Source organism: Nocardioides humilatus, assembly GCF_008373755.1.
Classification (GTDB): domain Bacteria; phylum Actinomycetota; class Actinomycetes; order Propionibacteriales; family Nocardioidaceae; genus Nocardioides; species Nocardioides humilatus.
The window spans coordinates 212,164-235,745 of record NZ_VUJV01000008.1 but is presented as its reverse complement, the minus strand read 5'-3'; the positions used below and the strand labels follow the sequence as shown (position 1 = coordinate 235,745).

The following is a 23,582-nucleotide window of genomic DNA, read 5'->3' as shown; positions in this document are numbered from 1 at the left end:
TAGGGTGGAATCCCGTGAGTGGGACGACGAAACATCTGTTCGTAACCGGAGGCGTCGCCTCCTCGCTCGGGAAGGGACTCACGGCTTCTAGCCTCGGTCGGCTGCTGCGCAGCCGGGGGCTGCGCGTCACGATGCAGAAGCTCGATCCCTACCTCAACGTCGACCCTGGGACGATGAACCCGTTCCAGCACGGCGAGGTCTTCGTCACCAACGACGGGGCGGAGACCGACCTCGACATCGGGCACTACGAGCGGTTCCTCGACACCGACCTCGGGCAGATCGCCAACGTGACGACCGGTCAGGTCTACTCGCAGGTGATCGCCAAGGAGCGCAAGGGCGAATACCTCGGCGACACGGTCCAGGTGATCCCGCACATCACCAACGAGATCAAGGACCGCATCCTCGCGATGGGTCGCGGCCCCGAGCCGGTCGACATCGTGATCACGGAGATCGGCGGCACGGTCGGCGACATCGAGTCGTTGCCGTTCCTGGAGGCCGCTCGGCAGGTGCGTCACGACATCGGTCGCGACAACTGTTTCTTCCTCCACGTGTCGCTGGTGCCCTACATCGGCCCCTCCGGCGAGCTGAAGACCAAGCCGACCCAGCACTCGGTCGCGGCGCTGCGCCAGGTCGGCATCCAGCCCGACGCGGTCGTGTGCCGCGCCGACCGCGAGCTGCCCGACTCGATCAAGCGCAAGATCTCGCTGATGTGCGACGTCGACCAGGAGGCCGTCGTCACCGCGGCCGACGCGCCGTCGATCTACGACATCCCGAAGGTCCTGCACCGCGAGGGTCTCGACGCCTACGTCGTACGACGGCTCAACCTGCCGTTCCGCGACGTCGACTGGACGGTCTGGGACGACCTGCTCCGTCGCGTGCACCACCCGAAGGAGGAGGTGTCGGTCGCGCTGGTCGGCAAGTACGTCGACCTCCACGACGCCTACCTCTCGGTCGCCGAGGCGCTCCGCGCCGGCGGCTTCGCCCACGAGACCAAGATCGACCTGCGGTGGATCCCCTCCGACGAGTGCGAGACGCCGGCCGGCGCGGCCAAGCACCTCTCCGACGTCGACGCCGTGTGCGTGCCCGGCGGGTTCGGAGTCCGGGGCCTCGAGGGCAAGCTCGGCGCGCTGACCTATGCCCGCACCCACGGCATCCCGACCCTGGGCCTGTGCCTGGGCCTGCAGTGCATGGTCATCGAGTACAGCCGCAGCGTGCTCGGCCTCGAGAAGGCCGGCTCCACCGAGTTCGACCCCGACACGCCCGAGCCCGTCATCGCCACGATGGAGGAGCAGAAGGACATCGTCGACGGCACGGGCGACCTGGGCGGCACGATGCGCCTGGGCCTCTACCCGGCCCGACTCGCAGCCGGCTCGGTCGTCGCCGAGGCCTACGGCGCGACCGACATCGAGGAGCGGCACCGGCACCGCTACGAGGTCAACAACGCCTACCGCGACAAGCTCGAGGAGGCGGGCCTGGTCTTCAGCGGCCTCAACCCCGAGCTCGACCTGGTCGAGTTCGTCGAGCTGCCGCGTGAGGTGCACCCCTACTACGTCGCGACGCAGGCGCACCCCGAGCTCCGCTCGCGGCCGACGCGGCCGCACCCGCTCTTCGCCGGCCTCATCGGTGCGGCTCTCGCGCGGCAGCGCGAGCTGCGGATCCCGATCGACGAGTCCAACCTGCACCCCGAGCCGGTCGACGACGACGAGTGACCGGGCTCGCTGACACCCCGGGCTCGTGGCCCGTCGTCGCGTCCACCGACCTGCACCGTGACGCGTGGGTGGTCGGGCTGCGCCGCGACGAGATCCACGCGCCGGGAGATGACGGCGAGACGTTCGGCCGACTGGTCGTCGAGCACCCCGGCGCGGCCCTGGTGCTGGCACTCGAGGAGCGCGGCGGTGTCGAGCACGTCTGCCTGATCCGCCAGTACCGTCACGCCGGGTCCGGCACGTTCGTCGAGCTCCCGGCCGGGATCTGCGACGTACCAGGTGAGGACCCGGTCGAGACCGCAAAGCGCGAGCTGCGCGAGGAGGCGTCGCTCGAGGCGTCGGAGTGGCGGCACCTGATGACGTCGTACCCCTCGGTCGGGATCAGCAGCGAGGTCCACCACATCTACCTGGCCCGTGGCCTGACCCACGTCGAGACCGACTACGTCGCGCAGCACGAGGAGGCGCACCTCGAGGTCTTCTGGGCGCCCTTCGACGACCTCCTCGCGGCGGTCCTCGACGGTCGCGTGAAGGAGGGACCTATTGCCGTCGCGACCCTTGCGTATGCCGTTATAAGGTCGCGAGCGTGAGAGTCGGCGTACCGAAAGAAGTCAAGAACCACGAGTACCGGGTCGCGATCACCCCGATCGGCGTCCACGAACTGGTGGCCCACGGCCACGAGGTCGTGATCCAGCAGGGCGCGGGCAACGGGTCGCAGATCCCCGACGACGAATACGTCGCCGCGGGCGCGACGATCGTCGCCACGCCCGAGGAAGCCTGGGGCACCGACGGCGGCGTCGACATGGTGCTCAAGGTCAAGGAGCCGGTGGCCGAGGAGTACGGCCGGATGCGCGAGGGCCTCACCCTCTTCACCTACCTGCACCTCGCGGCCGACAAGCCGCTCACCGAGGAGCTGATCAACCGCAAGGTCACCGCCATCGCCTACGAGACGGTGCAGCTGCCCTCGGGCGGACTGCCGCTCCTCTACCCGATGTCGGAGGTCGCCGGCTGCCTCGCGCCCCAGGTGGGTGCCTACTCGCTGATGAAGGCACAGGGCGGTCGCGGCGTGCTGATGGGCGGCGTGGGCGGTGTCGCCAACGCCAAGGTCGTCATCATCGGGGCCGGTGTCTCGGGCCAGAACGCGGCCAACATCGCGCTCGGCATGGGCGCCGACGTCACGCTGCTCGACACCGACCTCGACAAGCTGCGGATGTCCTTCTGGCGCTACAACAACCGCGTTCACGGCCTGGCCTCCTCCAAGCTCGCGATCGAGCAGCAGGTGATGGAGGCCGACCTGGTGATCGGTGCCGTGCTGATCCCGGGCGCCGCCGCGCCCAAGCTCGTTACCAACGACCTCGTCTCGCGGATGAAGCCCGGCTCGGTGCTGGTCGACATCGCGATCGACCAGGGTGGTTGCTTCGAGGACAGCCATGCGACGACGCACGCCGACCCGACCTATCAGGTCCACGGCTCGACGTTCTACTGCGTGGCCAACATGCCGGGGGCGGTGCCCAACACCTCGACCTATGCGCTGACCAACGCGACGATGCCCTTCGCGGTCGCGCTTGCCGACAAGGGCTGGCAGCGCGCCTGCCGCGAGGACGCAGCGCTCGCGCTCGGGCTCAACACGCACGCCGGCCGACTCACCAACCAGCCGGTTGCCGACGCCGTGGGCATCGACGCGATCTCGCTGTCCGAGGCACTGGCCTGAGGTGACACCAGGGCCGATCGACCGGGCGGTCAGGACCTACCTCGACCACCTCAGCATCGAGAAGGGCCTGGCTGCCAACACGCTCACCTCCTACCGGCGTGATCTCCGGCGCTACCGCGAGTTCCTCGCCCAGGCGGGCATCGAGAGCCTCGACGCCATCACCGAGGCGACCGTCACCGACTTCTTGATGCGGCTGCGTGAGGGCGATGGCGTTCACCCGCCGCTCGGCGCCGCGTCAGCGGCCCGCACGGTGGTCGCGGTGCGGGGCTTCCACAAGTTCACCGTCGCCGACGGCCTCGCGGTCGCCGACCCCGCCGCGGCCGTCAAGCCGCCGAGCCCCGCGAAAAGACTGCCGAAGGCGCTGCCCCTGGGTGACGTGGAGGCGATCCTCGAGGCGGCAGGTGCACCGGGCACCCCGCTCGCCCTGCGTGACCGCGCCCTCCTCGAGGTGCTCTACGGCACCGGCGCCCGGATCAGCGAGGCGGTCGGGCTCGACGTCGATGACCTCGACGTGGAGCAGGAGGAAGGCACGGTGCTGCTGCGCGGCAAGGGCAGCAAGGAGCGCATCGTCCCGGTCGGCTCCTACGCGCTGGAGGCGGTCTCGGCCTACCTGGTGCGGGGTCGCCCCGTCCTGGTGGCCGAGGGCAAGGGGACCCCGGCGCTCTTCCTCAACGCCCGGGGCGGTCGCCTGTCGCGCCAGTCCGCATGGGCCGTGCTGGTCAAGGCGGCCGAGCGGGCAGGCGTGACCCGCGACGTGTCACCGCACACGCTGCGACACTCGTTCGCCACCCACCTCCTCGACGGCGGCGCCGACGTGCGGGTTGTCCAGGAGCTGCTGGGCCACGCCTCGGTCACGACCACGCAGGTCTACACGCTGGTGACCGTCGACAACCTGCGCGAGGTCTTCGCGACCGCGCACCCGCGGGCCCGCAATGGCTGATGCCTCCGAGGCGGCCTACGACCGCTTGATGACCTACGTCGCGGACCGCGACCTCGAGCTCTACCCGCACCAGGAGGAGGCGGTGCTCGAGCTCCTCGCCGGCAACAACGTCGTCCTGGCCACGCCCACCGGCTCGGGCAAGTCGCTGGTGGCCGTCGCGGCCCACATGGCTGCGCTGGCCGACGACCGGGTGAGCTTCTACACCGCACCCATCAAGGCGCTGGTGAGTGAGAAGTTCTTCGACCTCTGCGAGATCTTCGGTGCCGACGACGTCGGCATGCTGACCGGCGACGTCGCGGTCAACGCCGATGCTCCGATCATCTGCTGCACGGCCGAGGTGCTGGCCAACATCGCTCTCCGCGAGGGCGCGGCTGCTGACGTCGGGCTCGTCGTGATGGACGAGTTCCACTTCTACGGCGAGCCCGGACGCGGCTGGGCTTGGCAGGTGCCGCTCATCGAGCTGCCGCAGGCGCAACACCTCCTCATGTCGGCCACCCTCGGGGACGTCACAGAGCTCGCCGCCGACATCACCCGGCGCAACGGTCGCGAGACCGCGGTGGTCGACGACGCCGTACGACCGGTGCCGTTGAACTTCTCCTGGTCCCTCACGCCGGTCGACGAGACCCTCGACGAGCTCGTCACGACGGGGCAGGGGCCGGTCTACGTCGTGCACTTCACGCAGGCCGACGCGGTCAAGCACGCCGAGTCGATCCTCGCCGGGCTCGCGACCCGCGAGAGCCGCTTCGCCACGACCTCTGACAACGGCAAGCTGATCGCCGAGCGTCTGGCTGACGTCCGCTTCGCCGCGGGCTTCGGCAAGACGCTCTCCAAGCTGCTGCGGCGCGGCATCGGGGTGCACCACGCCGGCATGCTGCCCCGCTACCGACGCCTGGTCGAGCAACTGGCCCAAGCGGGACTGCTCACGGTCATCTGCGGCACCGACACCCTCGGCGTCGGGATCAACGTCCCGATCCGCACCGTGATGTTCACCGCCCTCGCGAAGTACGACGGCCAGCGCCAGCGCGTCCTGAAGACCCGTGAGTTCCTCCAGATCGCCGGCCGGGCCGGGCGCGCCGGCTTCGACACCGCGGGCTACGTGGTCGTCCAGGCACCCGAGCACATCATCGACAACGAGAAGGCCAAGGCGAAGGCCGCTGCCAAGAACGCGGCGATGAGCGAGGAGAAGCGCGCCAAGCGCGGCTCGAAGGCGCAGCTCAAGAAGCCGCCGCCCGGCACCATCGTGTGGACCGAGCAGACCTTCGACAAGCTGGTCGAGGGCAAGCCCGAGCCGTTGAAGTCGCAGATGAAGGTCGACAACGCGATGCTGGTCAACGTGGTCTCCCGCGAGGAAGACGCGTTCCCGGTCATGCGGCGGCTGATGACCGACAACCACGAGGACCGGCGCAGCCAGCTGCGGCTGGCCAAGCGGGCGATCCGGCTGACCAGGAGCCTGGTCGCCTCCGAGGTGCTGACCCGGCTCGACGACCTCGACGACTTCGGCCGGCGCTACGTGCTCACCGAGGCGCTCCCCGAGAATTTCGCCCTCAACCAACCTTTGTCGCACTTCGCGCTCGCGGTGCTCGACGTGCTCGACCCCGACGGAGACACGTTCACGCTCGACGTCGTCTCGGTCGTCGAGGCGGTCCTCGAAGCGCCTCGGCCGGTGCTCATGGCGCAGCAGCACGCTGCACGCGGGGAGGCGATCGCCGCGCTGAAGGCAGAAGGCGTCGACTACGACGAGCGGATGGCGCTCATCGAGGGCGTCACCTGGCCACAGCCCCTGGCCGACCTGCTCGAGCCGCTCTACGAGACCTATCGCGAACGCCACCCGTGGCTGTCTCCCGACGCGCTGGCTCCCAAGTCGGTGGTGCGGGAGATGTGGGAACAGGGGATGGGCTTCACCGACCTGGTGGGGCGCTACCAGGTCGCCCGGTCCGAGGGCCTGGTCTTGCGCTACCTCACCGACGCCTACCGCGCGCTGCGCCAGACCGTGCCGGCGGCGCTGCGCACCGAGGAGCTCGACCTCCTCGTCGAGTGGCTGGGGGAGACGATCCGCCAGGTCGACTCCTCGCTGCTCGACGAGTGGGAGGCGCTCAACGACCCCGACCACGCTTCTCGCGAGGTCAAGGACCACGCACCGCCGCCCCCACCACGCCCGCTCAGCCAGCAGGGACGCGTCTTCGACGTCATGGTGCGCAACGCGATGTGGCGACGCGTCGACCTGGTCGCCCGCGACGACCTCGACGGGCTGGAGGCGCTCGAGGTGGGTGAACCGGGGCCGACCTTCGGTCGAGCCGAGTGGGACCAGGCGATCGAGGACTACTACGCCGAGCACGACCGCGTCCGCACCGACGCCGACGCACGTGGACCGGACCTGCTCGCCGTCGAGCGGGGACCCGCCACGTGGCGGGTCGTCCAGACCCTCCACGACCCCGACGACCACCACGACTGGGTGATCGAGGCAGAGGTCGACCTCGCTGCATCGGATGCGGCGGGCGAGGCCGTCGTCCGCACTGTTTCGATGCGTCGCCTCTGACGCGGTGTGTCTCCCCAATGTCGCCGTGTCGACATTGTTGACTGAGGTCACGATCAGTTCAGGGCGGTGGGGAAGCCGCCCGTGGCCGGGTCCGAGGCGACCCCGGAGGGTGGGCACAGCAATGATGGGTGGGTTCTCCAGCGGTTCCAGTGCACCGGACATGCCGCCTCGGGCAAGAATTCCCGAAAGGAACGACGTGTCCGACCTGCTTCCCTTCGCGCGACCGGAGATGCCACCGATCGACGCGCCGACGATGGCTCCGACGATGGCTCCGGCCGACGCCGAGGTGGTGATCGAAGAGCCCGTGCTCGCCGAGCCCACGCTCCCGGTCGTCGCCGACGATCGTCCGCTCGGCCCGACCGGTCGGCCGATGCCGCTGCTGCCGGACCCCAAGCCCGTGACCGAGCACGGTCCGGCGCGGGTGATCTCGATGTGCAACCAGAAGGGTGGCGTCGGCAAGACCACGACGACCATCAACCTGGGCGCCGCGCTGGCCGAGTTCGGACGCAAGGTCCTGCTCGTCGACTTCGACCCGCAGGGGTCGCTCTCGGTCGGGCTCGGGCTCAACCCGCACGAGATGGAATACACCGTCTACAACCTGCTGATGAGCCGGGAGACCCGCCTCGACGAGGTCGTGGTCCCGACCGGCGTGCCCGGCATGGACCTGCTGCCCTCCAACATCGACCTGTCGGCGGCCGAGGTGCAGCTGGTCCACGAGGTGGCGCGCGAGCAGACCCTGCAGCGTGTGCTCGGCCCCGCCATCGCCCACTACGACGTCATCCTCATCGACTGCCAGCCGTCCCTGGGCCTGCTGACCGTCAACGCCTTGACTGCGTCCGACGGCGTGATCGTGCCGCTCGAGTGCGAATACTTCGCGCTGCGCGGCGTGGCCCTGCTCAAGAACACGATCGACAAGGTCCAGGAGCGGCTCAACCCCAAGCTCGAGATCGACGGCGTGCTCGGCACCATGTTCGATGGACGCACGCTTCACGGCCGCGAGGTGCTCGAGCGGTTGGTCCAGGCATGGGAGGACAAGGTCTTCCACACCGTCATCCGGCGCACGGTGAAGTTCAGCGACTCGACGGTGGCCGGTGAGCCGATCACGTCGTACGCCTCGGACTCCTCGGGCGCCGAGGCCTATCGCCAGTTGGCGAAGGAGGTGGCGCTGCGGTGCCTCGACGCGTGAGCCTGCCCACCGCCGACGACCTCTTCCGCCCCACAGCCGACGCCCCCGAGGCGCCCGCACCTGCCGCGCCCAAGCGCGCATCGGTGCGAGCCGTCCCGGACGCTCCGGCCGACGGTGCGGCCGAGGCGCCGAGCGGCGAGAAGCGGCCCTCCGGCCGGATCCGTCACGACGAGAAGATGACCGTCTACGTCACCTCCGATGAGCTGATGGAGATCGAGCAGGTCCGCCTGATGCTGCGCGGCAAGCACGGTCTCGCGGTCGACCGCGGTCGCCTCGTGCGCGAGGCGCTGGGCATGGTGCTGGCCGACTTCGACGTTCACGGGGAGGACTCCGCGCTGGTCAGGCGACTGCGTGCGGAATGATGCGTCGGTGACGTCGGGCAGTGAGCAGAGCGAAGAGACCGCGCAGCGGGGCTTCGAGCTGCACCTCGACAACTTCGAGGGTCCGTTCGACCTCCTGCTCAGCCTGATCTCCAAGCACAAGCTCGACGTCACTGAGATCGCGCTGTCGAAGGTCACCGACGAGTTCATCGCGCACATCAAGAAGTTGCCTGACGGCGACCTGGAGGAAACGACCTCCTTCCTGTTGGTGGCGGCGACCCTGCTCGACCTGAAGGCGGCGCGCCTGCTGCCGCAGGGCGACGTCGAGGACGAGGAGGACCTCGCGCTGCTCGAGGCCCGCGACCTGCTCTTCGCGCGGCTGCTGCAGTACCGGGCCTACAAGCAGATCGCCGGTGTCCTCGCGACGCGGCTGCTCGACGAGTCGCGGCGCTATCCGCGGGCGGTGGGCCTGGAGGCTCGTTTCGCCAACCTGCTGCCTGAGGTGCTGATCGGCATCGGCCTCGAGCAGTTCGCGGGGCTGGCGGCCAAGGCGCTCGAGCCCAAGCCCGAGCTCGAGCTGACGCTCCACCACATCCATGCCCCCGCAGTGAGCGTGCGTGAGCAGGCGGCCATCGTGATGGAGCGCCTGCAACGGTCCGGCACGATGACCTTCCGGGCGCTGTGCGGCGACTCGCCCGACACGCTGACCACGGTCGCGCGGTTCCTCTCCCTGCTCGAGCTCTTCCGCGAGGGCGCGGTCGCCTTCGAGCAGGTGACGGCCCTGGGCGAGCTCACCGTGCGCTGGACCGGCGACGACGACGCCGATGTCGACGCGCTGATCACCGACGAGTTCGACGGGGCGCCGCCGGAGGCGGGCGACGAGACGCCGCGTGAGGAGCCGGAACCGCCGGCCGACGAGCCGGAACCCCCGGCCGAGGAGGAGAACGATGACTGACGAGGTGCTCGCCGTACCGCTCGCCGAGCTGCGCCCCGCTCTGGAGGCGGTGCTGATGGTCGCCGACGAGCCGCTCGACACCCTCGCGCTCGCCACTGCTGTGGGCTATCCCGAGATCGAGGTGGCCGAGGCGCTCGCTGCCCTCGCCGCCGATTACGACGAGCAGGGCCGTGGCTTCGAGCTGCGCAACGTCGCGGGTGGGTGGCGCTACTACACGCGCGAGGAGTACGCCGCCGTCGTCGAGGGTTTCGTCCTCGAGGGCCAGCAGGCCCGGCTGACCCAGGCCGCGCTCGAGACGCTCGCGGTCGTCGCCTACCAGCAGCCCGTCTCCCGCGCCCGGGTCTCCGCGGTCCGCGGCGTCAACGTCGATGGCGTGATGCGCACGCTGATCAGCCGCGGCCTGGTCAAGGAGGCCGGCCAGGACGGCGAGCACGGCGCGACGCTCTACCGCACGACGTCGTACTTCCTGGAGCGGATCGGCGTGGTCTCGCTCGACGAGCTGCCTGAGCTCGCGCCCTACCTCCCCGACCTCGCGGACATGGAGGAGGAGCTCTCGTCGCGGGCCGAACCCGAGGTCGTCGCCGAGGAGTCTGCCGAGGCGTCTGATGAGACGTCCACCGAGTCGTCCGCTGAACCGCCCGCGGTCGAAGGCGACGAGTGACTCGCCAGATCGAGACCGACGACGAGGGCCTGGTCCGGCTCCAGAAGCTGCTGGCCCAGTCCGGTGTCGCCTCGCGCCGCAAGTGCGAGGAGCTGATGCTCGACGGCGAGGTCGAGGTCGACGGCGAGATCATCACGCGGCTCGGCACCAAGGTCGACCCGCGCGTTGCAGTGATCAAGGTGTCGGGCCACCGACTTCCTCCGGTCAGCGACCACGTCTACCTGGTGCTCAACAAGCCCAAGGGCGTCGTGTCGACGATGTCCGACCCTGAGGGGCGGCGCACGATCACCGACGTCGTGGCCGATCGGCTCGCCGCCGATCCGGCGCTGCGGCTCTTCCACGTGGGGCGCCTCGACACCGACACCTCCGGGCTCCTGCTGCTCACCAATGACGGCGACTTCGCCCACCGGATGGCCCACCCGTCCTTCGAAGTGGAGAAGACCTACGTTGCGGAGGTGGAGGGCCGTCTGGCCCGCGGGACGCTCGCCGACCTGCTCGCCGGCGTCACGCTCGACGACGGCCCCGTCCACGTGCGCCGCGCACGGATCATCGACGCCGCGGCCAGCAAGTCGATCGTCGAGCTGGTCATCCACGAGGGCCGCAACCGGATCGTGCGCCGGCTGCTCGACCACGTCGGACACCCCGTGCGCCAGCTGACCCGGATCAAGTTCGGCCCGGTCGACCTCGGCACGCTCAAGTCCGGCGACACGCGCGAGCTCACCAACGACGAGCTCGGCGAGCTGTTGGAGTCCGTCGGGCTCTGACCCGGGAGCCCTAGGGTCGAGTCATGAGCACGCCCGGTCACGACCTTGTGGTGCCTCCGGCGCCCGGGCTTCCGTCGGGTGCGACCATCCCCGCGGGCGAGCTGGTCGAGCGGTTCTCCCGGTCGTCAGGTCCGGGAGGGCAGTCGGTCAACACGAGCGACAGCCGGGTGGAACTGCTCTTCGACCCGGTGGTCTCGACGGCGTTCACCGAGAGCCAGCGTGCCCGCATCCTGCGCTATCTCGCCGACGTGATGGCACAGGGGCAGGTCTCGATCGTGGCGTCCGAGCACCGGTCCCAGCACCGCAACCGGATCGCGGCTCGCGAACGGCTCGTCGCGCTCCTGCGCGAGGCCGTGGCGCCGCCACCTCCGCCCCGACGACCCACGAAGCCCAGCCGCGCGTCACAGCGGCGTCGCGTCGAGGAGAAGAAGCAGGCGGGGCGCACCAAGGCGTTGCGTGGCCGCGTCCGTGACGAGTGACCCGCCCGATAGCCTGCCCGGGTGAATGCGGAACTGGGACCCGTCGAGGTCGTCGGCGCGGGCCTGATCGGTACGTCGATCGCGCTCGCCTGCCGACGGGCCGGCATCGACGTGCTCCTCACCGACACCTCGCCCGAGCACCTGCGCACGGCGTCCGGTCTCGGCGCGGGCCGGGCCAAGCAGCCTGAGGACGTCCCGGCGCTGGTCGTGGTCGCTGTGCCGCCTGACCACCTCGCCACCGCGATCGCCGCTGCGCTCGATGGGGCCGGCGATGACACGATCGTGACCGACGTCGGCAGCGTGAAGTCGGCGCCGCTCGACGCGCTGGCCGCCCATCCGCACCTCGCGCGCTACGTCGGCAGCCACCCGATGGCGGGCAGCGAACGCTCGGGGCCGCTGGCGGCTTCCGCCGACCTGTTCACGGGGCGTCCCTGGGCGATCACGCCGCACGCGAGCTCGCGGCAGGCAGCCGTCCGGGCCGTGGCGAGCCTGGTCGAGGTGTGTGGCGCGGTCCCGGTGCGCCTGACGCCGGAGGAGCACGACCTCGCCGTCGCGCGGACCTCGCACGTGCCGCACCTGATGTCGGCGCTCGTCGCGGGCACGCTCGCTGGAGCGGCACCCGACCACCTGGCCCTGACGGGACAGGGCGTCCGCGACGTCACCCGGGTCGCTGGCGGCGACCCCACGCTCTACAGCCAGATCATCGGCGGCAACAGCGCGGCGGTCGCCGGTCTGCTCCGCGAGGTGCGTGACCGGCTCGATCTCGTGCTCGAGGCCGTGACCGACGGTGACCGGGTCGGTCTGGAGTCGCTGCTCGCCCACGGCGTGGCGGGCACCCGGGCGATCCCGGGCAAGCACGGCGGACCGGTGCAGGCGGTCGCGGCGGTCCACGTCGCCGTACCGGACCATCCGGGGGAGCTGGCACGACTCTTCGCCGACGTGGGCGCGAGCGGGGTCAACATCGAGGACGTGCGGATCGACCACGACCCGGGTCGACCGGTCGGTCTGGTCGAGCTCGACGTCGCGGAGGGCCGCGCTGTCGAGCTGGTGGCCGCGCTCGAATCCAAGGGTTGGGTGACTCACCGGTAGGATTGCCGCCTGTGAACGCAGGTGGACTGAGCCAATCGTTGGGCTCGCTCGTGGTGGCCGTCGACGGTACGTCCGGCTCCGGCAAGTCGAGCACCTGCCGCGCGGTCGCCGAACGGCTCGGACTGCGCTATCTCGACACCGGTGCGATGTACCGCGCCGTGTCGTGGTGGATGCTCCAGCACGAGGTCGACATCTACGACCCGGCCGCCGTCGCCGCGCAGGCCGCGACGCCCGTCCTGGTCTCCGGCACCGACCCGCGCAACCCGACGATCACGCTCGACGGCGTCGACGTGTCGGCGGAGATCCGCAGCGATGCGGTCAACGGCGCGGTGTCGCCGGTGAGCACGGTCCCTGCGGTGCGGGCGCGATTGGTCGACCTCCAGCGGGCCATCATCGGCGCGGGAGGGATCGTCGTGGAGGGTCGCGACATCGGCTCGGTCGTGTGGCCCGAGGCCGGGCTCAAGGTCTACCTGACCGCCGACCCGACCGCTCGAGCGCGCCGGCGCGCGGCCGAGGCGGGCACGGCCGACGTCGCTGCCACCCAGGAGTCGCTGCTCAACCGCGACCGGATCGACTCGCTGCGCGCCGTCGCCCCGTTGACCATGGCGGACGGCGCGGTCCACATCGACAGCACGGACCTCACCCTCGACGAGGTCGTCGACCTGGTCGTCGGCCTCGCCACCGCGCCGGCGGACGTCTCGCCGTGAGCGCCGCGTCCGCTCACCGCGAGCGGCCGCGTAGCGATGTCGTCCGGCACCCGCACCGCTGGCTGCTCCACGGAGCACGTCCGCTGTGCCGGTGGATCATCCGGAGGCGGTACGACGTCCGGGTGATCCATCCCGAACGGTTCCCGAGCCATGGCCCGGTGGTCGTGGCCGGCAACCACGTCGGCGTGATCGACGGTCCGCTGATGGCGATCTTCGCGCCCCGTCCCGTGCACGCGCTCACCAAGATCGAGATGTTCAAGGGTGCGCTCGGCGGCCTTCTTACAGCAGCCGGGCAGATCCCGCTCGACCGCACCGCCGCAGACCCGGGTGCGGTGCGCGCGGGCATCCGGGTGCTGCGTGACGGCGGTGCCGTCGGCGTCTTCCCCGAGGGCACCCGGGGGAGCGGCGAGATGGTCTCGTTCCAGCGCGGCGCCGCCTACCTGGCCCTCACGACGGGGGCGACCGTCGTGCCACTGACGTTCATCGGCAGCCGCGAGCCGGGCGGCTCCCTCAACTCGCTGCCGCGCCGACGCGCACGGATCGACATCGTCGTTGGGCAACCCGTGCCGGTGACGGCCGTGCCGTGGCCGCGGCGCGTCTCCCAGGTCGCGGCGCTCGCCGACGACCTCCATCAGCAGATGCAGTCCGGGCTCAAGGACGCGCTGGCCGAGACCGGCCGCAGCCTGCCCGGCCCCCTACCTTCAGGAGAACCGCATGAGTGACCCCGACATCGACACCAGGGTCGACACCGGCCCCGTGCCCGTGCTCGCCGTCGTCGGCCGGCCCAACGTCGGCAAGTCGACGCTGGTCAACCGCATCCTCGGGCGTCGCGAGGCCGTCGTCGAGGACATCCCCGGCGTGACCCGCGACCGGGTCTCCTACGACGCCGAGTGGAACGGGCGCGCCTTCACGGTCGTCGACACCGGCGGTTGGGACCCGGACGCGCGAGGGCTCGCAGAGCGGATCGCCGCCCAGGCCGAGATCGCGGTCACCCTCGCTGATGCCACGCTCTTCGTGGTGGACGCGATGGTCGGGATCACCGATGCCGACGAGGAGGTCGTCAAGATCCTGCGGCGGTCGGGCAAGCCGGTGATCCTGGCGGCCAACAAGGTCGACGACCAGCGGACCGAGGCGGAGACCTACGGTCTCTGGAACCTCGGGCTCGGGGAGCCCTACCCGGTGTCCGCGCTGCACGGTCGCGGGTCGGGCGACATGCTCGACGCCATCCTCGCTGTGCTGCCGGAACCGCCGCCCGTCGCCGAGAAGGAGCTGGGCGGCCCGCGACGGATCGCGATCGTCGGACGACCCAACGTCGGCAAGTCCTCGCTGCTCAACAAGCTCGCGGGCGAGGAGCGGGTGCTCGTCGACAACGTCGCCGGCACCACCGTCGACCCGGTCGACGAGCTGGTCGAGCTCGGCGGGCGTCAGTGGCGTTTCATCGACACCGCGGGCATCCGCAAGCGCGTCAAGGAGGCTTCGGGCCACGAGTACTACGCGTGGCTGAGGACCTCGACCGCCATCGAGCGCGCCGAGGTGTGCGTGCTCGTCCTCGACGGGCAGAACTCGATCGCCGAGCAGGACATGCGGATTCTCCAGGCCGTGCGTGAGTCGGGCCGTGCGCTCGTCATCGCGTTCAACAAGTGGGACCTCGTCGACGACGAGCGCCGCTACTACCTCGACCGCGAGATCGAGCGCGACCTCGTGCAGGTGCAGTGGGCTCCGCGGATCAACATCACCGCTCGGACCGGGTGGCACATCGACCGGCTGGTGCCGGCGATCGACCGCGCCATCGAGGGGTGGGAGACCCGGGTGACGACGGGGGCGCTCAACGCGTTCCTCGGCCGACTGGTCGCCGAGCACCCGCACCCGGTGCGCAGCGGCAAGCAGCCGAGGGTGCTCTTCGGCACCCAGGCCCAGACCGCGCCGCCGACCTTCGTGCTCTTCACCTCCGGCAAGCTCGACGCGGGCTACGAGCGGTTCATCGAGCGCAGGCTGCGCGAGGAGTTCGGCTTCGTCGGCACGCCTATCCAGCTCCAGGTGCGGCCGCGCGAGAAGCGGAAGCGTTGACCCTCCCCACTTGATTTGTTCGAACATATGTTCGAACATTGAGAGGTGAGTGCCCAGCCCCTCGAAGCGGTCGCGACCGTCGCTGATCTGCAGCGGCGGATCGAGTCGCTCCAGGGCGGTCCGACCCGACTGACGGTGCCGGTCCACCCGGTGCTCGAGGGGCTGGTGCAGCTGCGCACGGGCACCAGTTATGCCGTCGACTCAGCGACACTGGCGCTCGGCCTCGCTGCCGGAGCGTCGCGCGCAGGGGAGTGGGTCGGCTTCGCCGGGTGGGGTGACTTCGGTGCCGAGGCGGCTGACCAGTGGGGCATCGACCTGCGCCGCACGGTGCTGGTGCCCGACCCGGGCGATCTCTGGCTCGAGGTCACTGCGGCGCTCGTCGACGTGCTCAAGGTGGTCGTGCTCAAGCCCACCGGGCAGGTCGATGCGAAGTCGGCGTCGATCCTCGACGCCCGGCTCCGCGCCAGGTCCTCGGTCCTGGTCGTCTGGGGGGAGTGGCCGCGCGTCGAGGCGCGGCTGAGCGCCGAGCAGGCGGTCTGGTCCGGTGTCGGCCGCGGCCGTGGCCGGCTCGACCAGAGGGGCTTGCGTGTCGCCGTCACCCGCGGCACCCGGCGTTCGGCGCGTGACCTCGTGCTCCCATGAGGGTGCTCGTCGCCTGGTGTCCCGACTGGTCTGTCACCGCCGGGATGTTCGAGCTGGCCGAGACAGGTGAGGCTCAGCACCCCGCAAGCCAACCCGCGGCAGTCCTCGCCAACAACATCGTCGAGGTCTGCAACGGGGCCGCGCGTGCCGAGGGCGTACGACGAGGTCAGCGGCGCCGTGATGCGCAGTCGCGGTGCCCCGAGCTCGTGCTGCTCCCGGCCAACCCCGAACGCGACGTGCGCTACTTCGAGCCGGTGCTCGCCACGGTCGAGGACCTGCGACCAGGTGTGGCTCCGATCCGCCCGGGCCTGCTGGCAGTGTCGGCGCCGGGCCGCTACTTCGGTGGCGAGCCCCATGCGGCAGCTCTCCTATCTCAGCACCTCGTCGATGCGGGCGTGTGGGACTGCAGGTTCGGTGTCGCCGACGACCTCTTCACGGCTGAGCAGGCGGCCCGGCAGGCGCCGGTGCAGGACTGCGTGGTCGTGTCTCCTGGTGCTTCGGCCGCCTTCATTCAGGCGCTGCCCGTGCGGGTGCTCGCCGACACGGTCGATGGTGGCGCGGAGGGGCGTGAGCTGGCCGACCTGCTTCGTCGCCTCGGTCTGCCGACCCTCGGTGACTTCGCTCGGTTGTCGCGCGCGGAGGTGAGCAACCGGTTCGGTGCTTTCGGGCTGAGCGTCTGGCAGCGCGCCCAGGGTGGGGCGCCGACCAGGCTCGGGTCGCGGGAGCCGCCACCCGAGCTTGCCTGCGAGATCGGATTCGAGCCGCCCCTGGAGTCGGCAGAGGCGGTCTGCTTCAGCGTGCGCACCACCGCTGAGAGGTTCGTCGCCGGACTCGCGGAGCGGCAGCTGGTGGCGGTCGCCGTACGCATCGAGGCCGAGGCCGACGGCGTCGTCATGTCTGCCCGCACCTGGCTCCATCCGCGATGCTTCACCTCGCGCGACCTCATCGACCGGGTGCACTGGCAGCTCCAGGCCGGCATGGCCTCCTCGGGGCTGCGGAGCCGGCGCGACGCGGGAGCCGTGAGCGCACCGGTCGAGCGGGTGCGGTTCCTGCCGGAGACCGTCGAGCCTGCCTCTGCCCACGCCGAGGGGCTGTGGGGTGGCGGTGCTGATGAGCAGGTGACGCGAGGCGTCGCCAGGGTCCAGGCGATGATCGGCTTCGACGCGGTGCGCACGCCCGTGCTCCAAGGCGGGCGCAGCGTCGCCGACCGTCAGTCGACCGTGGCCTGGGGCGAACGTCCGGTCGGGCTTCGGCCGCTCGATCGACCGTGGCCAGGCCGCATCCCCGGCCCAGCGCCTTCACGGGTGTTCGCCGTGCCGCCTGCCGCCGAGGTCGTCGACGAGGCGGGCAGGTCGGTGACGGTGACTGAGCGTGGAGCAGTGACCGGTGAGCCGTGGCGCTACCGGATCGACGCTGCCGCCGACGTGGCCGCCCGGCGTTGGACCCCCGTCGCCTCCTGGGCCGGCCCGTGGCCGGTCGACGATGCGTGGTGGGTGTCGGAAGGTGGAGCGGGCAGGTCGGCGCGCTTCCAGGTCGTCGGCGTCGACGGTCGCGCGTGGTTGCTGGTGTGGCGCGCCACCGGATGGGAAGCAGAAGCCGGTTACGACTGACCCTGTTGAGGCCCTGTCGAGGCACTCGCGGCGGGTCTAGGGTGCGAACCATGGATCCGGTCACCAAGAACCTGCGAGCACTCCAAGGAGCCCTCGAGCACAGCCTGACCATCCAGCGTGCGCGAGTGCAGGAGATCGTCGACGACCTCGTGTCCCGGGGCACGCTCAGTCGCACCGACGCCGACGGTTTGATCGGTCAGCTGTTGTCGAGCAGCAAGGACTACTCCCAGGCACTGCTCCAGGTGCTCGAATCAGTGACGTCCGAGACCCGTAAGACCCTCGGTGCCGGCATCGCGCCGGTGATGGCGACCGCCGGCAAGCTCGCCGGCACCGTGCGCAAGGCGCCCGGCCTCGGCGGCAAGAAGGCGGTGAAGCTGGCGCCGAAGCAGGCGGCGCAGGCGCCGAAGGCCGCTCCCGCGCCACCGGTCGACCCGCTCCCCGGGCTGGCCGCGATGACCGTCGCGGAGATCAAGCCACGGTTGGCCGGCCTCAGCGTCGGCGCGCTGCGCAAGGTCCGCGACAACGAGCTGGCCGGGAAGGCGCGCAAAAGCGTCATCGGCCAGATCGACACGCTGCTCGGAGCGAAGTCCTGAGGCTCCACGTCATCCTCTGGCCGATCCAGGACTGGCCGGGGATGGCTGCCACGTGGCAGCGCGCGGAGGAGCTCGGTTTCGAGGGCGCGTGGATCTATGACCACCTCGCCTGGCGCGGCCACTCGCCGTGGGACGACGCCTATGCCTCGCTCGCCGCAGCAGCCGCGATCACCTCGCGGATCCGGCTCGGGACATTGGTGACCACCCCCAACTTCCGGACGCCGATCCCGACCGCCTCGGCGATCCGCACGATCGATCGGATCTCCGGTGGACGACTCACTGTCGGCATCGGCGCCGGCGGCGACAGCCACACCTCCGACGGTGACGTCCTCGACCGTGACTGGTCGCCGCGCGAGCGAGCCGACCGGTTCGCGGAGTGGGTCGAGCAGCTCGACACCCTGTTGACGGGGGAGTCAGTGTCGGCAGCCGGGGACTACTGGTCGATGCGTGAGGTCACCGTCTCGCCCGGTCTCGTGCAGCAGCGGCCGCCCTTCTGGATCGCCGGCAACGGTCCCCGTGGCCTGCGTCTGGCAGCTCGGCTGGGTCAGGGCTGGATCGCGAACCCGGTCACCGAGACGCCGTACGAGGAGGTGCGGGGGACGATCGGGCGACTCGAGGAGGCCTGTGACGCCGCCGGACGTGACTTCGCGGCGATGCCGCGCCTGCTGCTGACCGGGTTCACCGAGGAAGCGTGGGTCGGCTCCGTCGATGAGTACGACGACCTGGCTGGTCGCTACGCAGAGATCGGCATCACCGACGCGGCGATCCACTGGCCGCGCCCTGGCTCGGAGTGGGACGCGGACATGGACGTGTTCGAGCAGATCGCCGCGAGCAACGGCGGGAACGGCTCCCGCTAGGCAGGCTCAGACTCGGCCTCGGTCGGTTCGCCGCCCTTGGTCGCCTCGGTCTCGGTGTCCTCGCCCTCGGTCGTCTCCTCGGGGAGGTTGTCGTCCGTCGCCGGATTGAGGTTCGGATCGAGATCGCGGGGGACCCGGGAGTAGGGCCCGTCGCCGCCGACGCCGGGCACGGCATGGGGTCCACCGGGTGAGGGTTCGGGCGGGACTGCTGTGGGGACGGGACGGTTGGTGGCGGAATCGTCGTCGGACATGCCTGCCTCTCAGGTGGTCGCTCCAGGGAGGTATCCCGATCGGCAGTGATCCATCCCTGAGAGCTCATGACTGTCGTATCGAACATATGTTCGATACGATGAAGCGATGGGGTGGAGCAACCCGCCGGTTCCGTGGCGGGAGATCGAGCGTCGGTTGTCCGGCCGGACGCCCGGCGTCGAGGACGCACCGGTGTCCCGGCGGAAGAGGCCGACGATCGACGTCGTGGAGGTCGTGCGGCCGGAGTCCGTGGTTCCCTACGCAGAACTGCACTGCCACAGCCACTTCAGCTTCCTCGACGGCGCATCCTCTCCGGTCGACCTGGTGACGGAGGCGGCCCGGCTCGGCCTGAGCGGACTTGCGATCACCGACCACGACAACTTCGCCGGGGCACCACTGTTTGCCGAGGCGAGTGCCGCCTACGGGATGCCGAGCATCTACGGCGCCGAGCTCTCCCTCGGTCTGACCGGACCTCAGAACGGGGTGCCCGACCCTGAGGGCAGCCACCTGCTGGTGCTCGCCCGGGGAGTGGAGGGCTACCACCGGCTGGCTGCGGCGATGACCGAGGCGCACCTGACCGGTGACGAGAAGGGCAAGCCGTCCTACGACCTCGACGAGCTCGCCGAGCGAGGGCGCGACCACTGGGTCGTCCTCACCGGTTGTCGCAAGGGCCAGCGGTCACTGCAGGGGGTCGGCGACCTGGTCGCGCGCTTCGGTCGTGACAACGTCGTCGTCGAGCTCAACGGCCACGGCAAGCCGGGTGACGACGAGACCCACGACCTCCTCGCCGGGATCGCCCGGGAGAGTGGCCTCCCGCTCGTCGCGACCGGCAACGTCCACCACGCGACTCCTGCCCAGCGACGGCTCGCCGCCGCGATGGCGGCGATCCGGGCCCGCCGCAGCATCGCCGACCTCGACGGCTGGCTCGACCTCTCCGGCTCCAGCCACCTGCGCAGCGGTGCGGAGATGGATGCGCTGTTCGGGAGATTCCCCGGCGCCGTCAGCCGCACGGTCACGCTCGCCGGCGAGCTTGCCTTCGACCTCCACAAGGCGTCACCGCGGCTGCCGAAGCAGGGCATCCCCGAGGGGGAGACGCCTGGGTCATGGCTGCGGAAGCTGACCGAGCGTGGCTTCGAGGAGAGATATGCCGGCACCGATCTCGAGCAGGAGGCACGAGCGCGCATCGAGGCCGAGCTCGAGGTGATCCTCCGCAAGGACTTCGCGGGCTACTTCGTCATCGTCCACGACATCGTCAGGTTCGCGCGCGACCGCGGCATCTTGTGCCAGGGTCGCGGGTCGGCGGCGAGCTCGGCGGTCTGCTACGCGCTGGGCATCACGGCGATCGACTCGGTCTACTTCCGACTGCCCTTCGAGCGGTTCATCTCCGAGCACCGTGAGGAGGAGCCCGACATCGACGTTGACTTCGACTCCGATCGCCGCGAAGAGGTCATCCAGTGGGTCTATGAGACCTACGGTCGCCGCAACGCCGCACAGGTCTGCAACATCGTCAGCTATCGACCCCGGATGGCGGTCCGTGACGCCGCGAAGGCGCTCGGGTTCTCCGCTGGTCAGCAAGACGCCTGGTCGAAGTCGGTCGACGGGTGGTCGAGCGCGGTCGAGGCCGAGTCAGCGATCCCCTCCCAGGTCGTCGAGCTGGCCGAGGAGCTGCTGTCGGCGCCACGTCACCTCGGCATCCACTCCGGAGGGATGGTTCTCACCGAGCGCCCGATCGGCGAGGTGTGCCCGATCGAGCGGGCGCGGATGCCCGGTCGCACGGTGCTGCAGTGGGACAAGGACGGTTGCGAGTCGATGGGGCTGGTCAAGTTCGACCTGCTCGGACTCGGCATGCTCGGTGCGCTCGACCACATGATGCGACTGATCGAGCAGCACCTCGGCACGAGGTGGGCACTGGAGACGATCCCCAAGGAGGAGCCCGAGGTCTACGACATGCTCTGTCGTGCCGACTCGATCGGCGTCTTCCAGGTGGAGAGCAGGGCACAGATCGGCACGCTCCCGCGTCTGAAGCCGCGGAGCTTCTACGACCTGGCGATCGAGATCGCCCTCATCCGTCCCGGCCCGATCCAGGGTGGAGCGGTCCATCCCTACATCCGTCGCGCGACGGGGAAGGAACCGGTGACCTACGACCACCCGTCACTCGAGCCGGTCCTCGGACGCACTCTCGGCGTGCCCCTGTTCCAGGAGCAGCTGATGGCGATGGCCGTGACACTCGGCGACTGCACGCGCGACGACGCCGACCTGCTCCGTCGTGCGATGGGGTCCAAGCGAGGAGTCGAGCGGATCGAGAAGGTCAAGGAGAAGCTCTACGCCGGGATGGCGCGCAAGGGCATCTCCGGCGACCAGGCCGACGGCATCTACGTGAAGATCCTGTCGTTCGCCAACTTCGGCTTCGCCGAGTCCCACGCCCTCAGCTTCGCGTTGCTGGTCTACGCCTCCTCCTGGTTCAAGCTGCACTACCCGGCCGCCTTTCTCGCGGGGTTGCTCCGCAACCAGCCGATGGGCTTCTACTCGCCGCAGTCGTTGGTGGCCGATGCCCGTCGGCACGGGGTGACGGTTCTGCGACCGGACATCTTGGTCTCCCAAGCGCAGGCAGACCTGGAGCCAGCCGAGCCCACCACCACCCGACACCGCTACGACAGCGGGCTCGCCGTGCGCCTCGGGCTCGACTCCGTGCGGGGGATCGGCAAGGAGCTGGCTGAGCGGATCGTGGCAGAAAGGAGCGGGTCGCCGTACTCCGACATCACCGACCTCTCGCGTCGCGCCGGTCTCACCTCGGTCCAGCTCGAAGCGTTGGCGACGGCAGGAGCGTTCGACGGGTTCGGGCTCGACCGTCGGCAGGCGCTGTGGATGTCGGGCTATGCCGAGTCCGACGCTCAGCTGCCCGGCAGCACTCCGGCGCCACCACCGCCGACCCTTCCCGGGATGAGCGACGAGGAGCTCACGTTGGCCGACCTCTGGGCGACCAAGATCTCGCCCGAGCGCCACCCGATCGAGCACCTGCGCGCCGACCTCGACGCTGCCGACATCGTGCCGATCACCACCCTCTGGCAGACCGAGTCCGGGCGCCGGGTCCACGTGGCGGGGCTGATCACCCACCGCCAGCGGCCAGGCACAGCAATGGGGATCACCTTCCTCAACCTCGAGGACGAGACCGGCATGCTCAACGTGATCTGCTCGGTCGGGGTGATGCGCGCTCACCGGCACGCTGCTCGCAACCGGGTCGCGGTGATCATCCGCGGCAAGGTCGAGCGCAACGACGGCGTGGTCAACCTGGTGGCGGACAAGGTGGAGCCGCTCGACGTGCTCGTCCCTGGCGCCGGTGCTGCTCTCCAAGCGCGCCAGGCGTCACGTGACTTCAGGTGACCCTCAGGAGCTGGGGGCGTCGGGGCTCTGGGCCTCCAGGTCGTCGCAGGTGAAGTCGTCACAGCTGACCAACCACGTGCCACCGACATCGGTCAGCCGATAGGTGGTGGTGATGTTGATGTACCTCGACCCGACGACCGCAGTGGCGGTGTCGCCAGCGACCTGGATGTTGGAAACCAGGATGTCGTCCTCACCGAACTGCGGCTCGATCCAGGTCTTCTGCCGCTGGTCGCAGGCCTCGTCGGGCGTGATGTCGTCGAAGAGCGACAGTTCGACGAGGTAGTCGTCGGTCAGCAGGTCGCAGCTCGGATCGAGCAGTGAGGCGACCAGAGCGTCACGGACCGCCTGTTGGTCGTCGGACAGGGTCGAGCTCGCCGACGGCGCAGGCTCGTCCGCCGACGAACCCTGGTCGTCGCCGCACGCACTGACGACCAGGGGGAGGGCGAGTGCGGCGACGACCAGTGCAGGCTTCATGCGGCCGAGTAAAGAGCATCGGCCGACCGCGTGCGGCCAAACCAATTAACTCAGCGTTGAGAAATCAGGCCGACTCGAACCACGGGTGGTGCAGGTCGTAGAACGTGGCGTTGGCCATGGCGTAGTCCATGTCGGCGCGCATCGACTCCGGTGCGTCCATCGTCTCGGCCGCTCGTGCGGCTTCCTCGGTGGTGAAGGCCACGGTCTCGGTGAAGGTGCCGTCCGCCTCGATCGCCAAGGTGGCACCGAGGATGTCGGGCCGCGCCTCGTGGATGCTGTCGGTGTCGGCGAGCATCGCTTTCAGCCGTGCCGGGTCATCGACCTTGCCGCGGATGACCTGGACGAAGCCGGCCTGGTCGGAGCCACCGCCCATCAGCAGGGTGACGTCGTCGCAGTCGTGGAACTCCATGGGGCCGTCCATGACCGCCGCGAGCTTCTCGGACCATGCTCCTTGCTCGGGACGCTCGGAGTTGGCCATGGCGGCCTCGCGGGACTCGAACCGGACCACGCCGACGAACAGGTCGTCGTCGGTGAAGCCGTAGGTGCCGCCGAGCCAGCCTGTTGCGCCGGGCGAGATGTCGCGGCGCCATTCATCGGCAAGGGCGTGGAGATCGTCCTGCCGTGTGCACATTCCTTGGATGATCTGGATGAACACGGT

The 23,582-nt window shown here is 70.0% G+C and carries 23 protein-coding genes; 20 read left to right on the top strand and 3 right to left on the bottom strand.

What is annotated here, in order from left to right:
• Positions 1–14 precede the first annotated feature (14 nt).
• The 19 genes from pyrG (at position 15) to F0U44_RS20380 (ending at position 18,820) form a co-directional block, all read left to right on the top strand.
• Complete coding sequence (gene pyrG, locus F0U44_RS20470; RefSeq protein ID WP_188113589.1) at positions 15–1,709, top strand: CTP synthase; 1,695 nt, start codon at positions 15–17, stop codon at positions 1,707–1,709.
• A complete protein-coding gene (locus F0U44_RS20465; RefSeq protein ID WP_149730228.1) occupies positions 1,706–2,293 on the top strand; it encodes an NUDIX domain-containing protein in 588 nt (195 codons plus the stop codon). The genes pyrG and F0U44_RS20465 overlap by 4 nt, the downstream gene beginning before the upstream one ends.
• The gene (gene ald / locus F0U44_RS20460) at positions 2,290–3,414 is read left to right on the top strand and encodes an alanine dehydrogenase (protein WP_149730227.1); all 1,125 of its coding nucleotides are present in this window, start codon (positions 2,290–2,292) and stop codon (positions 3,412–3,414) included. The genes F0U44_RS20465 and ald overlap by 4 nt, the downstream gene beginning before the upstream one ends.
• Position 3,415: 1 nt before the next feature.
• The gene (gene xerD / locus F0U44_RS20455; RefSeq protein ID WP_149730226.1) at positions 3,416–4,354 is read left to right on the top strand and encodes a site-specific tyrosine recombinase XerD; all 939 of its coding nucleotides are present in this window, start codon (positions 3,416–3,418) and stop codon (positions 4,352–4,354) included.
• Complete coding sequence (locus F0U44_RS20450) at positions 4,347–6,890, top strand: DEAD/DEAH box helicase (protein ID WP_149730225.1); 2,544 nt, start codon at positions 4,347–4,349, stop codon at positions 6,888–6,890. Before xerD ends, F0U44_RS20450 begins: the two co-directional genes overlap by 8 nt.
• Positions 6,891–7,260: 370 nt before the next feature.
• A complete protein-coding gene (locus tag F0U44_RS20445) occupies positions 7,261–8,076 on the top strand; it encodes a ParA family protein (protein ID WP_246160710.1) in 816 nt (271 codons plus the stop codon).
• Entirely contained in the window at positions 8,073–8,438 is a 366-nt protein-coding gene (locus F0U44_RS20440) for a hypothetical protein (RefSeq protein ID WP_246160699.1), read from the top strand. The genes F0U44_RS20445 and F0U44_RS20440 overlap by 4 nt, the downstream gene beginning before the upstream one ends.
• A gap of 7 nt (positions 8,439–8,445) precedes the next feature.
• Positions 8,446–9,351, top strand: coding sequence for a segregation and condensation protein A (locus F0U44_RS20435; protein WP_246160697.1), 906 nt, complete (start codon positions 8,446–8,448; stop codon positions 9,349–9,351).
• Positions 9,344–10,012: an SMC-Scp complex subunit ScpB gene (scpB, locus tag F0U44_RS20430; protein ID WP_149730222.1), complete on the top strand. Its 669-nt coding sequence runs from the start codon at positions 9,344–9,346 to the stop codon at positions 10,010–10,012. Before F0U44_RS20435 ends, scpB begins: the two co-directional genes overlap by 8 nt.
• Positions 10,009–10,776 (top strand): pseudouridine synthase, encoded by a 768-nt coding sequence (locus tag F0U44_RS20425; protein WP_149730221.1) that lies wholly within the window; start codon positions 10,009–10,011, stop codon positions 10,774–10,776. The genes scpB and F0U44_RS20425 overlap by 4 nt, the downstream gene beginning before the upstream one ends.
• Before the next feature lie 23 nt (positions 10,777–10,799).
• Positions 10,800–11,255 carry an alternative ribosome rescue aminoacyl-tRNA hydrolase ArfB gene (gene arfB, locus F0U44_RS20420; protein ID WP_149730220.1) on the top strand — a complete coding sequence of 152 codons (456 nt, stop codon included), beginning with the start codon at positions 10,800–10,802 and terminating at the stop codon, positions 11,253–11,255.
• A gap of 21 nt (positions 11,256–11,276) precedes the next feature.
• Positions 11,277–12,344 (top strand): prephenate dehydrogenase, encoded by a 1,068-nt coding sequence (locus F0U44_RS20415; RefSeq protein WP_149730219.1) that lies wholly within the window; start codon positions 11,277–11,279, stop codon positions 12,342–12,344.
• A gap of 11 nt (positions 12,345–12,355) precedes the next feature.
• Positions 12,356–13,051, top strand: coding sequence for a (d)CMP kinase (gene cmk / locus F0U44_RS20410; protein WP_246160695.1), 696 nt, complete (start codon positions 12,356–12,358; stop codon positions 13,049–13,051).
• Positions 13,048–13,773: a lysophospholipid acyltransferase family protein gene (locus F0U44_RS20405; protein WP_149730217.1), complete on the top strand. Its 726-nt coding sequence runs from the start codon at positions 13,048–13,050 to the stop codon at positions 13,771–13,773. The genes cmk and F0U44_RS20405 overlap by 4 nt, the downstream gene beginning before the upstream one ends.
• Positions 13,766–15,118 (top strand): ribosome biogenesis GTPase Der, encoded by a 1,353-nt coding sequence (gene der, locus F0U44_RS20400; RefSeq protein WP_149730216.1) that lies wholly within the window; start codon positions 13,766–13,768, stop codon positions 15,116–15,118. Before F0U44_RS20405 ends, der begins: the two co-directional genes overlap by 8 nt.
• A 45-nt stretch (positions 15,119–15,163) precedes the next feature.
• Positions 15,164–15,760 carry a DnaE2-dependent mutagenesis accessory factor ImuA' gene (gene imuA', locus F0U44_RS20395; protein WP_149730215.1) on the top strand — a complete coding sequence of 199 codons (597 nt, stop codon included), beginning with the start codon at positions 15,164–15,166 and terminating at the stop codon, positions 15,758–15,760.
• On the top strand, positions 15,757–17,370 hold the full coding sequence (locus F0U44_RS20390; protein WP_149730214.1) for a DNA polymerase Y family protein: 1,614 nt from the start codon (positions 15,757–15,759) through the stop codon (positions 17,368–17,370). Before imuA' ends, F0U44_RS20390 begins: the two co-directional genes overlap by 4 nt.
• 50 nt (positions 17,371–17,420) lie before the next feature.
• Positions 17,421–17,963 carry a hypothetical protein gene (locus F0U44_RS20385; RefSeq protein WP_149730213.1) on the top strand — a complete coding sequence of 181 codons (543 nt, stop codon included), beginning with the start codon at positions 17,421–17,423 and terminating at the stop codon, positions 17,961–17,963.
• Positions 17,960–18,820, top strand: coding sequence for an LLM class flavin-dependent oxidoreductase (locus F0U44_RS20380; RefSeq protein WP_281292665.1), 861 nt, complete (start codon positions 17,960–17,962; stop codon positions 18,818–18,820). The genes F0U44_RS20385 and F0U44_RS20380 overlap by 4 nt, the downstream gene beginning before the upstream one ends.
• Here F0U44_RS20380 and F0U44_RS20375 read toward each other — a convergent pair.
• Positions 18,817–19,071 carry a hypothetical protein gene (locus tag F0U44_RS20375; protein WP_149730211.1) on the bottom strand — a complete coding sequence of 85 codons (255 nt, stop codon included), beginning with the start codon at positions 19,069–19,071 and terminating at the stop codon, positions 18,817–18,819. The two genes, F0U44_RS20380 and F0U44_RS20375, sit on opposite strands and share 4 nt — an antisense overlap.
• A 106-nt stretch (positions 19,072–19,177) precedes the next feature.
• Here F0U44_RS20375 and F0U44_RS20370 point away from each other — a divergent pair, with 106 nt between their 5' ends.
• On the top strand, positions 19,178–22,450 hold the full coding sequence (locus tag F0U44_RS20370) for an error-prone DNA polymerase (RefSeq protein ID WP_149730210.1): 3,273 nt from the start codon (positions 19,178–19,180) through the stop codon (positions 22,448–22,450).
• A 3-nt stretch (positions 22,451–22,453) separates the two neighbouring features.
• Here the strand turns inward: F0U44_RS20370 and F0U44_RS20365 are convergent, their stop codons facing one another.
• On the bottom strand, positions 22,454–22,924 hold the full coding sequence (locus F0U44_RS20365; protein ID WP_149730209.1) for a hypothetical protein: 471 nt from the start codon (positions 22,922–22,924) through the stop codon (positions 22,454–22,456).
• A 64-nt stretch (positions 22,925–22,988) separates the two neighbouring features.
• The gene (locus F0U44_RS20360; protein ID WP_149730208.1) at positions 22,989–23,579 is read right to left on the bottom strand and encodes a hypothetical protein; all 591 of its coding nucleotides are present in this window, start codon (positions 23,577–23,579) and stop codon (positions 22,989–22,991) included.
• Between the last annotated feature and the right edge of the window lie 3 nt (positions 23,580–23,582).

Bases quoted from the DNA above. Each gene is read 5' to 3' on its own strand.
- der (WP_149730216.1), top strand. From the start codon at position 13,766: ATGAGTGACCCCGACATCGACACCAGGGTCGACACCGGCCCCGTGCCC.
- F0U44_RS20390 (WP_149730214.1), top strand. From the start codon at position 15,757: ATGAGGGTGCTCGTCGCCTGGTGTCCCGACTGGTCTGTCACCGCCGGG.
- scpB (WP_149730222.1), top strand. From the start codon at position 9,344: ATGACTGACGAGGTGCTCGCCGTACCGCTCGCCGAGCTGCGCCCCGCT.
- F0U44_RS20450 (WP_149730225.1), top strand. From the start codon at position 4,347: ATGGCTGATGCCTCCGAGGCGGCCTACGACCGCTTGATGACCTACGTC.
- F0U44_RS20365 (WP_149730209.1), bottom strand. From the start codon at position 22,924: ATGAAGCCTGCACTGGTCGTCGCCGCACTCGCCCTCCCCCTGGTCGTC.
- arfB (WP_149730220.1), top strand. From the start codon at position 10,800: ATGAGCACGCCCGGTCACGACCTTGTGGTGCCTCCGGCGCCCGGGCTT.
- F0U44_RS20385 (WP_149730213.1), top strand. From the start codon at position 17,421: ATGGATCCGGTCACCAAGAACCTGCGAGCACTCCAAGGAGCCCTCGAG.
- F0U44_RS20445 (WP_246160710.1), top strand. From the start codon at position 7,261: ATGCCGCTGCTGCCGGACCCCAAGCCCGTGACCGAGCACGGTCCGGCG.
- F0U44_RS20375 (WP_149730211.1), bottom strand. From the start codon at position 19,071: ATGTCCGACGACGATTCCGCCACCAACCGTCCCGTCCCCACAGCAGTC.
- F0U44_RS20370 (WP_149730210.1), top strand. From the start codon at position 19,178: ATGGGGTGGAGCAACCCGCCGGTTCCGTGGCGGGAGATCGAGCGTCGG.